General features: G+C 71.1%; 18 protein-coding genes. 2 read left to right on the top strand and 16 right to left on the bottom strand.

Features of this window, described 5'->3' with window-relative positions; translation table 11 throughout:
* Positions 1-22: 22 nt before the first annotated feature.
* The 3 genes from AB8A24_RS24685 to AB8A24_RS24675 all read right to left on the bottom strand — a co-directional run bounded on the left by AB8A24_RS24685 (position 23) and on the right by AB8A24_RS24675 (position 1874).
* Positions 23-394, bottom strand: coding sequence for a MerR family transcriptional regulator (locus AB8A24_RS24685; protein ID WP_328966099.1), 372 nt, complete (start codon positions 392-394; stop codon positions 23-25).
* 27 nt (positions 395-421) lie between these two features.
* Positions 422-1195, bottom strand: a complete 774-nt coding sequence (locus AB8A24_RS24680; protein ID WP_369477684.1) for an SDR family NAD(P)-dependent oxidoreductase — start codon at positions 1193-1195, stop codon at positions 422-424.
* Between the two features lie 79 nt (positions 1196-1274).
* A complete protein-coding gene (locus AB8A24_RS24675; protein WP_328964876.1) occupies positions 1275-1874 on the bottom strand; it encodes a winged helix-turn-helix domain-containing protein in 600 nt (199 codons plus the stop codon).
* Positions 1875-1994: 120 nt separating this feature from the next.
* On the opposite strand from AB8A24_RS24675, the gene AB8A24_RS24670 reads away from it, so the two are divergent.
* On the top strand, positions 1995-2942 hold the full coding sequence (locus tag AB8A24_RS24670; protein ID WP_369477683.1) for a DUF2218 domain-containing protein: 948 nt from the start codon (positions 1995-1997) through the stop codon (positions 2940-2942).
* A 38-nt stretch (positions 2943-2980) separates the two neighbouring features.
* Here AB8A24_RS24670 and AB8A24_RS24665 read toward each other — a convergent pair whose 3' ends face one another.
* The 10 genes from AB8A24_RS24665 to AB8A24_RS24620 all read right to left on the bottom strand — a co-directional run bounded on the left by AB8A24_RS24665 (position 2981) and on the right by AB8A24_RS24620 (position 10275).
* A complete protein-coding gene (locus AB8A24_RS24665) occupies positions 2981-3940 on the bottom strand; it encodes a nucleoside hydrolase (RefSeq protein WP_369477682.1) in 960 nt (319 codons plus the stop codon).
* 229 nt (positions 3941-4169) lie between these two features.
* Positions 4170-5528, bottom strand: coding sequence for an MFS transporter (locus AB8A24_RS24660; protein ID WP_369477681.1), 1359 nt, complete (start codon positions 5526-5528; stop codon positions 4170-4172).
* Positions 5525-6229, bottom strand: a complete 705-nt coding sequence (locus AB8A24_RS24655) for a helix-turn-helix domain-containing protein (protein WP_328964872.1) — start codon at positions 6227-6229, stop codon at positions 5525-5527. The genes AB8A24_RS24660 and AB8A24_RS24655 overlap by 4 nt, the downstream gene beginning before the upstream one ends.
* Positions 6230-6427: 198 nt before the next feature.
* Entirely contained in the window at positions 6428-6751 is a 324-nt protein-coding gene (locus AB8A24_RS24650; protein ID WP_369477680.1) for a hypothetical protein, read from the bottom strand.
* 172 nt (positions 6752-6923) lie between these two features.
* Positions 6924-7643 carry a hypothetical protein gene (locus AB8A24_RS24645; RefSeq protein ID WP_369477679.1) on the bottom strand — a complete coding sequence of 240 codons (720 nt, stop codon included), beginning with the start codon at positions 7641-7643 and terminating at the stop codon, positions 6924-6926.
* A complete protein-coding gene (locus tag AB8A24_RS24640) occupies positions 7640-7945 on the bottom strand; it encodes a cupin domain-containing protein (protein WP_328964869.1) in 306 nt (101 codons plus the stop codon). The genes AB8A24_RS24645 and AB8A24_RS24640 overlap by 4 nt, the downstream gene beginning before the upstream one ends.
* A gap of 182 nt (positions 7946-8127) precedes the next feature.
* Entirely contained in the window at positions 8128-8754 is a 627-nt protein-coding gene (locus AB8A24_RS24635) for a hypothetical protein (RefSeq protein WP_328964868.1), read from the bottom strand.
* A gap of 91 nt (positions 8755-8845) precedes the next feature.
* Positions 8846-9142 carry a hypothetical protein gene (locus tag AB8A24_RS24630; protein ID WP_369477678.1) on the bottom strand — a complete coding sequence of 99 codons (297 nt, stop codon included), beginning with the start codon at positions 9140-9142 and terminating at the stop codon, positions 8846-8848.
* Positions 9139-9669: an SMI1/KNR4 family protein gene (locus tag AB8A24_RS24625; protein ID WP_328964866.1), complete on the bottom strand. Its 531-nt coding sequence runs from the start codon at positions 9667-9669 to the stop codon at positions 9139-9141. The genes AB8A24_RS24630 and AB8A24_RS24625 overlap by 4 nt, the downstream gene beginning before the upstream one ends.
* 309 nt (positions 9670-9978) lie before the next feature.
* On the bottom strand, positions 9979-10275 hold the full coding sequence (locus AB8A24_RS24620) for a hypothetical protein (RefSeq protein ID WP_328964864.1): 297 nt from the start codon (positions 10273-10275) through the stop codon (positions 9979-9981).
* A 216-nt stretch (positions 10276-10491) separates the two neighbouring features.
* On the opposite strand from AB8A24_RS24620, the gene AB8A24_RS24615 reads away from it, so the two are divergent.
* Entirely contained in the window at positions 10492-11097 is a 606-nt protein-coding gene (locus AB8A24_RS24615) for a hypothetical protein (protein ID WP_328964863.1), read from the top strand.
* A 19-nt stretch (positions 11098-11116) separates the two neighbouring features.
* Here the strand turns inward: AB8A24_RS24615 and AB8A24_RS24610 are convergent, their stop codons facing one another.
* The 3 genes from AB8A24_RS24610 to AB8A24_RS24600 all read right to left on the bottom strand — a co-directional run.
* Complete coding sequence (locus AB8A24_RS24610; RefSeq protein WP_328964862.1) at positions 11117-11740, bottom strand: ABC transporter permease; 624 nt, start codon at positions 11738-11740, stop codon at positions 11117-11119.
* A 140-nt stretch (positions 11741-11880) separates the two neighbouring features.
* Positions 11881-12840, bottom strand: a complete 960-nt coding sequence (locus AB8A24_RS24605; protein WP_328964861.1) for an MFS transporter — start codon at positions 12838-12840, stop codon at positions 11881-11883.
* A gap of 168 nt (positions 12841-13008) precedes the next feature.
* A partial coding sequence (locus AB8A24_RS24600) for a hypothetical protein (protein ID WP_369477677.1) occupies positions 13009-13524 on the bottom strand: 516 nt, incomplete at its 5' end.

Here is a 13524-nt window from a genome sequence, read left to right as displayed (position 1 = left end):
GACGCCCAGGGCCTCCGATCTCTCAGGTCAGCGGCCGGACGAGGTCGCCCGTTGCCTGCCGCAGTGCCGCGGCGAGTCGGTCGCGGGCCTCGGTCTGGGCGGCGATGCGTTCGTCGAGCACCGCGAGCCGCTCCATCGCGACGCGCAGCCCTTCGGCCGAGGGCGCAGCCGCCGCTACGTTTCCGTCCAGGCAGGGCGCGAAGACGCGTACGTCATCCAGCGTGAGCCCAGCGGCCAGCAGGTAGCGGATGTTGCGGACGCGTACAGCCGTCCGTTCGTCGTAGACCCGGTAGCCGTTGGGTGCCCGCTCCGATGAGATCAGCCCCGCCTCCTCGTAGTGCCGCAACGCACGCGCCGTCGTCGTGGTCACCTTCGCCAACTCGCCTATCAGCACCTCTGCCACCTCCGGTGGCCACTCCTATCACGCCACGACAGCCCCACCGTCGACCGGGAGCACCACTCCGGTGACGAAGGACGCTCCGGGCGAGGCGAGTTGGGTGATCGCCCAGGCGACCTCCTCCGGTCGGCCGATCCGGCCCATCGGGGTGTGCGCCAGCTGCCAGGCGCGTACCGCCGCGATCTGGGCCGGCGCCAGGCCCTGGTGTTCACCGATCGGGGTGGCGACCGCGCCGGGCGCGACCGCCACGACCCGGATCCTCCGGGGCGCCAGCTCCACCGCCCAACTCCGGGTCAACAGCTCCAGCGCGCTCTTGGTGGCGGCATACACCGAGTTGCCCGGCCAGGCCCGTTGGCCCACCGAGGTACTGACGTTGACGATCAGGCCTCCCGTCCGCTCCAGGGCGGGCAGCACGGCTTGTGCCAGCAGGATGGGCGCGACGAGGTTGGTGGCGATCTGAGGTGCGATCGTCTCGGGCGTGAGTGCGCCGAGGGCTCCGCTGCGTACGATGCCCGCGTTGTTGACCAGTACGTCCAAGCGGCCGTGGGTCTCCAGCACCCGCTGGACGATCCGCTCGGGCTCGCCCTCGGCGGTGATGTCGGCGGGCAGTGGGGTGATGCGGGCCCGGTCGGCCGCGGCGGTCTCGTCGAGCGGTTCGGCCCGGCGGCCGACCGCGATCACGTGGGCGCCCTCGGCCGCGAAGGCGCGGGCGGTGGCCCGGCCGATCCCGGTACCGGCCCCGGTGACGACGACGATCCTGCTGTTCTGCCGTTCGGCGTTGTTGTCCATGCCGGTCATCGTTCAACCTTGCCGCCAAGGGCAAGGTCAACCGGCCTTCCGGGACCGCTGGTCGTCGCGACGCACCGAGCACCGGGGCTCAGGGGGCGTCGTCCGGCGGCAGGTTGGGCACATCGGCGCGGAAGAGGCTGACCAGCAGCCCGTACGGCCGGCCCTGCGCGAGGTCCGTCGGATACGGCTCGGCGGCCATCTCACGCAGTCGGGCCTCCAGCGCGTGCGCCTCGGTGTCGGTGAGCCAGAGGTGGCGCAGCGCGGTGTGCGAGGCCTGGTCGGGCTGACGCGGCAGCATCTCACCGAGCGCGGCGTTGATCAGGAACTCCGGACCGACCGCCGCGTCCTGGTGCAGCTTGAAGGCAGGCGCGACCAGCGCGAAGTACTGCTCGGTACCGCCGCGCACCTGGCGGGTCTCCGTCAGCCGGACCAGTCCCGCCTCGCGCAGCACGCGCACGTGGTACCCGATGGTGCCCTTGCTCATCTCCAGCGCCTGGGCGAGCTGGCGCAGCGTGGCGGGGCGCTGGCGCAACACGTTGACCATACGGTGACGCAGCGGGTGCCCCAGAGCCTTGAACTGCTCCGGCGAGCGCAGCACGAGGTGGCCCTGCTCGTCGCGAGGTTGCTCGTCCTGGTCCGTGTCGCTCCCGTGAGCGGACGTGGGCGCGGGTGGCTGCTTTTCTGCCATGGGTAAAAGTGTCCACGAACCTAAACACTTTTGACAACTTCGCCTCGCCGGCCCCAGAATCCCCTCATCGAAGAAGTGGCGAGGATTCTCGCCACTTAACGGAGAGACCTCAGGAGTCAGATGCCCCTCGCCACAGCTCGTGTCGCCACCACCCGCCCCGCTCGCTACGTCAAGCAGCTCGTCTCGCACATGGGCCACAAGGTCACCACCAGCCTCACCCCTGAGGGTCGCGGCGTGATCAGGTTGACCGCCGGAACCTGCAGCCTCACACCCACGCCGGATCAGCTGGTGCTGACCGCCACCGCGGTCGACACCGAGTCGCTGGCCCAGGTCCAGGACGTCATCACCCGCCATCTGGTGCGCTTCGCCACGCAGGAGGAACTCGCCGTCGAGTGGAGCACCGCGATCGACGGGGGCGATCTGGAGCCCACGCACCCCGTGATCGGCGAGTACCTGCTCAGCCACCACACCCCGGCCGACGAGATTCTCGGCGAGCTGGCCATGGCCACCCGCGAGGCCACCGCCGGCGCCGCGCACATGCAGATCTCCTCCGACGAGGGCGCGCTGCTCACGATGCTGACCCGACTCACCGGCGCCCGCTTCGCGGTCGAGGTCGGCGTCTTCACCGGCTACTCGGCCCTCTGCATCGCCCGCGGCCTGGCCGACGGCGGCCGCCTGCTCGCCTGCGACGTCAGCGAGGAGTGGACGGCGGTCGGACGGCCGTACTGGGAGCGCGCGGGCGTAGCCGACCGGATCGACCTGCGTATCGCCCCCGCGCTGGAGACGCTGCGCGCGCTCGACGCCGAGCCGGTCATCGACATCGCGTTCATCGACGCCGACAAGCACAACTACCCCCTGTACTACGAGGAGATCGTGCGCCGACTGCGACCGGGCGGGCTGGTGGTGCTGGACAACGTCTTCCTCGGCGGCCGCGTCCTCGATCCCACCTACCAGGAGGAACCCCACCTGGCGATGCGTCAGCTGAACGACCTGATCACGGTCGACGAGCGGGTGGAGTCGGTGATGATCCCGGTGCGCGACGGGCTCACCATCGCCCGGCGCCGCTGACCTGGCAGCCGCCCGCCCGTACCGGGCGGGCTCGCCGGTCAGGGGGACGTCGGCCCGTGGACACGCGCGCCGAGAACCGCGACGGCGGCGACCATGCGGTCCCAGAACGCGCCGGTCTCCAAGGTCACGGCCACGCGCGCGTTGATCGGGCGGCCCGTGGAACGGTGCAGGTCCACCACGGTGGCGCCGCGCGTGTACCGGCCGTACAACTCCACGGCGACCTGGGCGTCCACGCAGTGCACCAGCCCGGGATCGATGACCCGGGCCACCGCCACGGGGTCATGCAGCGGCGGACTGGAGAACCCCCACAACTCGCGGTAGGCGGCACCGAAATAGGCCATCAGGTCGGCGCAGGTCTGCCCGAGGGGCGTGCCCAGGGCCACGAAGCGGGCTACCACCTCGGGGGTGGCCAGTGCCTGGTGCGTGACGTTGAGCCCGCACATGGTGACCGGCACCCCCGAGCGGAAGACGATGTCGGCGGCCTCCGGATCGGTGAGGATGTTGAACTCGGCGGCCGGGGTCCGGTTTCCCCGCTCCGTCGAACCGCCCATCAGGACGATCTCGCGGATGCGGGAGGTGTCCTGCGGGTACCGCGTCAGCAGCAGGGCGATGTTGGTCAGCGGCGCGGTCGGGACCAGGGTGACCGGCTCGGGGTGCTCGGCCAGCAGCCGATGGATGAGGTCCACGGCGTGCTCCGGAACGACATCCACCGTGGGGGCCGGGAACATCGGCCCGTCCAGGCCGCTGACCCCGTGCACGTCGGCGGCCACGCCGAGCGGCTGGACGAGCGGCCGGTCGCAACCCGCGGCGATGGGAACGTCCGTGATGCCGGCGACCGTGCAGACCCGGCGGGCGTTGAGCGTGGTCTTGTCGAGGGTCTGATTTCCCGCGACCGTGGTGATGGCGAGCAGGTCCAGCGCCGGGTCCGCGGCGGCCAGCATGATCGCGAGGGCGTCGTCGTGTCCGGGATCGCAGTCGATGATGATCGGGACGGGCACGTCACTCCTGGCGCTGCGGGGCGTGGAACTCCAGTGTGCCGCCGGGCCGGTGCCCTGACCACACCGCCTCGCCCGGACCACGCGGGCAGCGTGCCGAACGGACGACGCGGGAACGGTGAAACGGTCCGGCCCGAAGCGCGCGCCGTGGCCTGTCGGGAACGAAGCCGTCGCGCGCCATCGGTGTCGTCCGGCCCCTGCTCGACTTCGGCTCCGAGAGTGTGGGTTCCGGTCAGCTCGTGGAGGCGGCCTCGTCCTGTGCCGCGGAGGGGCACGCCACGGGTGGCTGAGGTGTCGCCGCCGGAGTCGGCGGTGTGGGCCCGCTGCGGCGGAGCCACAGGAGGGATCCCGCGAGCAGTACGCCGCCGGCCAGTAGCCAGGGCACCGGGCCTGGCCGGAGCACGCCGATGACCAGGCCGGCGAGTGCTCCCACCAACTGCAGGACGAGGGACTGGACCGACAAGGCGGTGGCCCGGCCCGTACTGGCGACACGGCGGTGCAGGATGTCGTTCTCGTTCGGTCCCGCCGCCCCGAGTCCGAGGTAGACCAGGCCGTAGCCGGTGGCCGAGAGGACCAGGGCGCCCACTCCCGTGGAACCCGCGGTGGCGCCGAGCAGGAGCAGGCCGCCCGCGCCGATGCCGAGGCTCGCCATGACCGCACGCTCGCCGCTGCCGGCCAACCGGGCGGTCAGCGGAGCAAGATGGCTGCCGAAACCGGAGCAGATGAATCCGGCGCAGGCCAGCGCGGCGAAGAGCACCGCCGCTGACTCCGATGCCCCGGTGACGGCCGCGGCGCGCCCCGGCATGAGCAGTTCGATCGCGACCAGCGCGCCGCCGGCCGCGCCCGCGCTGAGGAACACCCGGCGGACCAGCGTGTCCCGACCGCCCAGACGCAGGCCGTCCACGACGGTGGCCGGGACGCCGCGCAATACGTCGCGCAGGGCAACCGTCGGCCGGGGCGGCTCGGGCAGGGCCGTCAAGACGTACAGCACGAAGGCGATCTCGACCGCCGAGCCCAGCAACAGCGGCGCGGAGAGAGGCAGTACCAGCCCGTAGGAAGCCTCGCTCAGGCGGGCCCCGAGGTCGGGGCCGACTCCGAGCAGCCAGGGAAGGGCGCCGCCCAGCAGGGTTCCCGCGGCGAGCGCGGCGGACGTGGCGGAGGAGCCGGCGGCCAGGCCGGTGCGCAGATCGGCGCCGGGGCCGGAGTCCGCGTGGACGGTGTCGACGTACCAGGCTTCGGCCGGCCCGCTCGACAGGGCACGGCCCGCACCCATCAGCACCATGCCCAGGCCGAGCAGCCAGGGAGCGGAGCCCAGGCCTACGAGGGCCAGGGCGGTCAGGTTCAGCAGGCCCGCGGCGACCAGGACGACGCGACGCCCCAGGACGTCGGCCAGTCCCCCGGTGGGCAGTTCCAGTGCCGCGGCCGTCAGCGAGTGCGCGGCGAACAGGCCCGCGATCGCCGCCATCGTCATGCCACGTTCGGTGAGCAGCAGGATCAGGGGAGCGAGACTCAGTCCCAGCGGCAGCCAGAAGAGCGCGCAGACCGTGATGTAGCGGCGGCGTGCGGTGGGTATGTCCAACGGCCCGTTCATGACGCGTCCTCGGTGTCGGTACCCGTGTTGGCGCCGGTGTCGGAGTCCGTACGCGTCGGCGTCGGTGTCTGGGTCGGCGTCTGCGCCGGGCCCGGGACGTCCCGGGCCGCGCCGGAGTCGCGTGGTGCGAGGGCCAGCCCGGCCATGAGGAGTACGACCTGCCTCGCACGAGGATCCGCCGTGTCGCGGGCGGTCAGTTCTTCGAGCTTGCGGTCGAACACCTCTCGGAGTTCGGTGAGCGATTCGGGTGTCAGACGGGGCATCAGGTCGCTGATCCCGGACGGCTCCACCCACTCCTGCGCCAGTCGGCCGTCGGCCATGTCGGTCTCGTGCTGGACGAGAGAAGTCTCCAGGTGCTCGATCTGGACCCGGCGCGACAGGGTGAGCAAGGCGCGGCTGTCGGGCGAGGATTCCATCGACTCGTTGCTCCAGGCGGTCAAGGAGTGCACCGCCTGCCAGCGTCGCTCCCGGCCGTCCCGGTGCTCGGCCTCGGCGACGAACGCGTACTTCGCCAGGACGCGCAGGTGATAGCTGGTGGAGGCGGACGACTCCCCCGTCCTGACCCCGAGCTCACTCGCGGTGGCCGGGCCGTCCTGCCTGAGCAACCCGAGCAGGCGAATGCGCAACGGGTGCGTGAGTGCCTTCAGGGCCGCGGCGTCCCGCTCAGGATCAAGGACGCGCCTGTGCTCTTCGCTGACCATGCAGGAAGGCTAGAGCTCCCCGGAAGCTTTCCAAAAGTATTTTTGCAGAATTTCTTTGGGGAAGGGCCGTCACCCCGCCCGGGGGTAGCGGCCCTCACACCTTCGTCTCTCTTCCGACGGTGCGAAGCAGGCGAGTTCGCGGCTTCGCGAGTCCGCGGATGCCGCCGCCGGACCTTCGGTATCGGGAGCCGGCGGGAACTACTTGCCGATGATGCTGCCGGTCCACTGGCCGGCGGCACGCTGCATCAGGGCGTCGTTGCTCATGATCTGGGTCCCGGGCATGGTCGCCATGCCGATGTCGCCGGCCGGCGCCGCGCCGTTGTGGGAGCCGACCGTGTTGTCGTGGCCGGCGTTGAAGACGTCGTCACCGGCCACCTGATTCAGGTCGCCGAAGACGATGGAGTACGTGTTGCTGACCGGTGCGTAGATGGTGAAGGCGTCGTCGGCGGAGGCCGCTGACGCACCCGCCAGGAGAATGCCACCAGCGGCGAGAGCGGTCAGGGCGCAACGGATGGATCGCACGAGTACTGCCTTTCGTGGAGGGGTGGTCGAGCAGTGCGAAGGTAGGCCGCCGCGCGCTACGAGACCCCGAGCCCGGCGGCGTACGGCCCGAGTCCATCCGTACGGCGCAGCCGACCGGGCGACGCCGGGATCGCCCGACCGACGCTTGCGGCTCCGTGTCAGGAGTGTCCGCTCAGCCGTGCAGGCCCCAGTTGTCGAGGCCGGAGTAGATGACGGCGGTCCGGCAGTCAGGTCTGGAGAAGAACTCGGCCTGGCCGGTATAGACCGCGATCAGCGAGTCCGTGCCTCGCCACCAGGTGTCAGCCAGCCCTTCCACCTCCGCAACCGGTTCGTAGGACCCGAGCTCAAGGGCATCGACGTCATCGCCGGTGACCTTGGTGATCTGTTTCGCGCACATGGCCGCGTGATGGGCGAGCGCGGCCGACTCGACCCATCCGTCGACGCTCGCGTGCAGGGGCACCCACCGCGATGTGCCGAGACCGAACTCGCCACGGGGACCGATCATGAAGGCGTAGGGGACCGCCGCCCGCTGGTCTCCCGCCCGGAACCACCAACCATCCGATGGCGCCGCCTCCGGCGTGTCGGGGCAGAACGTCTTCGGCCCGCCGTTGTACGTCGGAGCCGGCGGCAGGACCATGCCACCCCACTGCTCATCGAAGGCCTCGACCCTGTCGAGCACCGCTTCGGGGGTCCCGCGCTCCAGCCAGTGACCCCGGTACTGTGCGGCCCCCAAGCCCTCGACCCGTAGCCCGTGGACCCCGACGAAGTACTGAGCCCGCCGGGAGAGCCCCTCCGGCGCACGAGCGAGGTAGTCATTCACCGGGTGGACGGTACACAGCCGGGGCAGGTGCGCGCTGGGCAATGAACCACCGGCCGCGGTGGAACCGTTCACGCCGCGGGCTCCTCCACGATCACCAACGTGCCGTGGCTACCGGGGCCGACAGCATGTCGGGCGCCCGCCGGCACCCGGTACATCTCGCCTGTCTCCACGGCGACCTCGACGCCCTCCACCAGCAGTTCCATCCGCCCGTCGAGCACCAGCAGTATCTCGTCGGCCCCGTGCGCCTCTTCCTGGACCGGGCTGCCGTCCATCCGCAGGACTTTCACGCAGGCCGCCCCCACCTCTCCCAAGGAGGAGGAACTCCAGGCGGCCGGCAGCGCGGCGGCCGCCTCCAGGACGTTGATCGAACTCATCGCATGCCTCCCGTCGGGCTGCTTCCACCGTGGCGCAAGCAGCCCGTGCATCACTTTCAACGGATGCCGAAAAGCTATCTGAGCAGGGCCGATCGTCGGCTGACCGTTCGGCAAAGCCTGGCCCCTACCGCGGCTCGCGATCTTGTCGAAGTCGAAGGGGTACCGGGCCTGTCCGCTGGCAGTCAGTCGTGCGGCGATTCGTCGGCAGCCGAGCGGCGACCTCCGAGGGAGGCGACCAGTGCGTCCGCCACGATCGCCGCGTCCGCCTCCGCGACATCTGCGGGGTATTCCGGTAGCAGATCGTCCCAGACGGGCAGCCAAGATCCGTACAGTTGGGTCTGTCCCTCGGGCCGGGCGAAGAACCAGATGTGCAGGTGTGCGCCACCGTCCCCGATGCGGTAGACGTGGGCTCGCGAGATGTGTGGCAGAGCCTGTACGTGGCGGACGATGTGCGTGGACAGGACCCCCAGCTCGGCCGCCAGTTCATCGGGCAGGTCAGCCATGTCATGGTGCTCACGCGGATGCAGCATGAGCACCAGCGGCACACCGACTCCCGTGATCCGGGAGAGCCGCCAACCGTCGTTGAACCAGATGCCTTCGTCCCGGTCACGGCACGCCCCGCAGTCGGCGGGGTCCTCGCCGTGTCGCGGAGGCTCGGGCAGAACCGGAGGGCGCAGCGGCGCGACGCGCAATCCGTCCGGCTCGAACGGGCTGATGTCCCACCCGGTCATGCGGGCGAGCGGGAGCCGGCGCTCGTCATCCGCGGCGGCACGCGCGTGGTCGTAGAACTCGTCAGGTCGTAAGGCCATGATCCGAAGACTAGTTCGGCCTCGACACCTGTGAGGATCGGGGTGCCCTTGCCGGACCGCCTTGCGGGTCGGAGCCGATCCTGGCAGCACATCAGGCACTGTTCGGCGGATCACGCTTCAGGTCGTAGAGGTACGAGCGGTCGTTCTTGAAGCTGCGCCAGACGGTGGCCGGGGGTTCGGGTGTGTCGGCGTGGCCGTTGAGGGGATGGGCGGTGACGAGGCCGTCGGCGATCTCGCAATGCCAGCCGTCGGTCGGCGACCAGAAGCACCACACCTGGCCGTCCGTTCGGCGGAAGGCGGGGCGGCCGTTGCGCTCGCCGGCATGGTCGAAGCGGTGGCGGAGCCCGTCCGTGTGGCGCACGAAGGTGAAGGGTGAAGGTGCCGTCATAGCTTCCGCACTGTAGGGGACGAGGCCGCTGTCGACAGGTGAGGAGTTCCGGGTGTGGCATCGGCACCGACTCGTTTTCCACAGAAGGATGGCGACTTGTCGTCAGATCTTTGGTGCCATGCGGTACGCCTGTGGAGGCGCGGCGAGGTGAGGGCCAGGGCTCGGTTGTCCCGTCCGGCGGCCATGTGGTCGAGCCATCGCTCGTACCAGGCGAGGAAGTCCGGGGCCGATGAGACGTTCGGGCCCCAGAAGCCGTCGGCGTTGCCGATGAGCACGTGGCCGGTGAGAGGGCCGGTCACGCCGATGAGGGCGAGGTCGCTGCAGCCGCATTCGATGACGGCCAAGAAGAGGTCACCGTCGCGGGTGGGGCGGTGGGCCCGAGTGAATCCTCGTGTGCCGGTGTCGAAAGCCGCGCGGTTCATGGTGAAGAGGGTGCAGCCGTCCAGCGGGATCAGTCCGTAGTACGGGGACGCGCCGCTGCCGCCCATGCTGATGAGGAAGTCGCGATAAGGCTGTGGAAGTTCCACGTCATGCTCGGCTTCGAAGGCATCCGCCCGTGCCTCGGGCAGGCGGGGACCGAGCGGTCGGGCTCGTGGCCGACGCGGTCCGCCGGATGCGCGGCCCCCGCCCTTCAGGGCCGTGGCGAAACATGGATCACGCGTCGTGGTCGTCGGTGATGACGTCGGGGCGGTATCGGGGATCGTCGGCGTACTTGCGGTGCCGGGCCGCCCGGCCGAGGAAGGCGTCGACCGCCGGAGCGTCCCCTGAACGCGATTCTCGGCGTATCCCGTCCGGGCTGCTGAACCGGAGCCGTTCCGCCCGCGCTGTGCAGGTGTTCAGTACAGCAGGACGCGGGTCACGATCACCTGCGGCGGGACGGCGTCCTTGGCGATCACGTACTCGATGATGCCCAGCGCCCCGTCCTCGCCGAGCGGCAGGAGCCGGCATTCCGGCCAATCCTCCGCCACCGTGCTTCCGGCGACGAGCCCTCGGGTCTCGCCGATCTCCACCATCGCGGCCACGACCGGGCCCATCGCCCACGGGGGCAGCGCCGGGTCGGTCATGAAGGCGGTGACGTCCTCCGACAGCACGCACGGCAAGCCCTCGGAGCCGTCGTCGAAGGGCTCACTCAACCCCCGTCGCGTGACGAGCTGCTGAAGGTATCCCTCCGGCTCGGCTCCGTACGGCGTCCTGCGAGCTCCCGGTGCGCCGACCAGGCGTCGTGGCGCGGACGTTCGTCCACAGAACCCGGTGCGAAGGGGGAGTCAGGCGTACGGTCGAACGACCGGCCGAGCCTCACCCGGCGGGGCCGGTCCTCCTCGACGTCCGACCCGAACGGGAGCCCGCCGATGCGCCTCTACGCACAGACTCCAGCACGTCGGAACCGCCAGATCCTCGCGGACCTGATCGCGGCGGGCCTCATGGCCGCCGCCGTGTGGTTCGCCCTGACCGTCCACGACGCCATCATGCTGCTGGCCGAGCCGGGCCGGAGGGTCGAAAGCTCGGGCGACAGCCTCGCCACCGAGCTCGGCAACGCCGGCGACGCGGCCTCGAACGTGCCGTTCGTCGGCGATCTTCTGAAGAAGCCGCTGCAGTCCGCTGCCGACGCCAGTACCGGGATCGCCGACGCCGGACAGTCGCTCCAGGACGCCGTCAGCCAGGTGGCCACCCTGACCACACTGGCGCTGATCGTCGTCCCGGTGGCCTTCGTCCTGCTGCTGTGGCTCCCCGCCCGGCTGCGTTGGATCCGGCGCAGCATGATCATGCGGCGCCTCCTCGACGCGCCCGGAGGTGCCGACCTGCTCGCCCTGCGCGCCCTCACCGGCCGGCTCAGCGACCTCGCCGCGCTCCCCGCGCCTGAGGGCGGTCTCGCCGACGCCTGGCGGCGCGGGGACCAGCAGGTCATCGCCGATCTCTCCGAGATCGCCCTCAGGCGGGCCGGCTTGCGGCCCTGACGGGCCGAGGAGCCGGCCGTCAGACGCGGGGGCGTCCCGCGAGGAGGTGGAGGCGGCGGTGTTCGAGGGCCGCGGCGAGGAAGTAGGCGCCGCCGCCCGCGACAGCGAGGACCCAGTACAGGCCGGGAGTGGTGAGCCAGAGTGCCGCGGTGGAGGTCAGGGCGAGCCAGATACCGAGGGCGTAGTGCAGCAGGTTGTGGCGTACGGCGCCTTCGGCGAGGTAGAGCAGGCCGACGATCAGACCGGAGCCGGCGGGCCAGAGGACGGACTGGAGTTCCGGCTGTTCGAGTACGGAGGAGAGTCCGGTGATGGCGAGGAACAGGGCGGTGAAAGCGGCGATCCAGGCGGCGCCGAGCAGCCGGCCGGACAGGATCTCCGGTGCCGTGGCTCCGAGCTGGGCCCGCAGGGCGGCCATGGTGGTCAGCACGATGCCGACCACGAGCCCGCCGCCGAGGAGCGTCATGGGCAGCCAGCCGGGCAAGTCGAGCAAGGGGTCGGCGCCCTGGGAAGCCGCGGCCGCGCCGTGGCCGAGTACGTAGGCGAGTCCGAAGCTGAGGTAGGCCGCGCGGTTGTCGACCTCACGGGGGCGACCGCTGGGGCGGGCATGGACGACGGGCGGCGACATGGTTGCGGAGCTGGACAAGGTGGAGACCTCCATCGAGGACGGCAGGGTGACGGGGAAGCGGAGTAGTGGGGTGACGGGGTAGTGGGGGTGACGGGGTAGTGGGGTGACGGGGGTGAAGCGCGCCGCACGGCGATGACCGGCGAACGCCCACCGAGGCCTCAGATGGGCTGCTCGGCGCGTGCCTTGAGGCAGTCGAGCCGGCCCTGCGGGGATCCCATGAGCGCGGCGGCGAGTTCTTCTTCGACCGCGGCCTCGACGGGCTCTCCGCTCCAGGACTCCTCGGTGTGGACGACGACCCTGGCGTCGGACCGTTCGACGGCCCAGACGTGGATGCCCACGATGCCCTCGACGGTCCCGCCCCAGACGATCCGCTTCCCGGGGACGAGTTCGCGGACGTTCAGTCGGGCCCGGTCGATCCGGTCGTGAACAGCCTGGGCGGGATCAGGGCGGTGCGGTCGGCGGCGTCCGACCAGAGCGAAGAGGACGAGCAGCACGACGGCCCCCATGAGGGCGGTCAGCACCCCGGCGTCCGTCCAGCCGGTGGCGCGTGCCGCGGTCGATGCCCAGACCGAGCTCATCAGGGCGAGGGTGAGGGTGACGGTCGCCGTTCCCAGCAGACCGAACCGCCCGGATGCGCGGTCGGTGGCCCGGGGCACGGGCGTCGACACGGCGATGAGGACCGGCGCCGTCCCGAGCGCGACAGCGAGGACCCACGGCCGGCCCCACGCCTGGGTGAGCACACCGCCCAGGGGTACGCCGCCCGCTCCCCCGCCGCCGAAGTTGGCGCCCCACAAGCCCAGGGCTCTGCCCCGGCCGGGGGCGGGCGGGAACAGGTCGAGCGCCAAGGCGAGCGCGGCCGGGGCGATCACGGCGGCGCCGGCGCCCTGCACGGCACGGGCGGCGATCAGCAGGCCCGGCGAGGCCCCGGCGAATACCGCGAGGCCGGCGAGCAGCACCCGGCGGCGGCCGAGCAGGTCACCTTCCCGGCCTCCGGCCGGCAGCCGCGCGCCGAACGCCAGGCCGTAGGCGTTGACCACCCAGGTGGTGCCGCCGGCCGCGAGTGCGGACCCCGCGCGAGGTGGGGCGGGCGGTCCACCCTTCGTGCGTCCAAGGTTCATGGCAGACAGACTCGGCGCGGACGGTGTCCACTATCCATGCCCGGCAGAGGCGAGCACCGTCCAGTCCTGTCCGTCCCTGTCCACTCGGCCACGCGTCACGGCCGACCGCGCGCGTGGAGTCGGCGGGGACGGCACGCTCCGTGCCGTCCCCGCCGTAGCGTCGGTCGCTCAGCCCACGCGTTCGATGCGTGCCCGCCGGATCAGGTTCTTGCCCGGCTCGCGCACCGTGTCGAAGGCGGCGTTGTTGAGCAGGACACAGCTGCCTGACGGGCCGTTCACCGTCACGGTCGTCGCCTGACCGTTGTCCAGGTTCGTCACCTTCAACTTCGTCCCCACCGGGAACGTCCCGCTCGACGCGGCCGGCGCACCCGCCTCACCCGACAACGTCACCGTCGACCCCTGACACACCACCTCACCGGTCGCCGGCGGCACCTGCACAGCCGCACCACCCGCCGCACCGGACGCACCTGCCGCAGACGCCGCGGGGGCGGCCGCGTCACCGCCACCACCCACCTTCTCGATACGCGCCCGCCGGATCAGGTTCTTCCCCGGCTCCCGCACCTTCTCGAACGCCGCATTGTTCAACAGCACACAACTACCCGACGGACCGTTCACCGTCACGGTCGTCGCCTGACCGTTGTCCAGGTTCGTCACCTTCAACTTCGTCCCCACCGGGAACGTCCC

The sequence above is a fragment of the Streptomyces sp. BF23-19 genome (assembly GCF_041106355.1).
GTDB lineage: Bacteria > Actinomycetota > Actinomycetes > Streptomycetales > Streptomycetaceae > Streptomyces > Streptomyces virginiae_A.
This window is presented reverse-complemented; position numbering and strand designations above follow the sequence as displayed.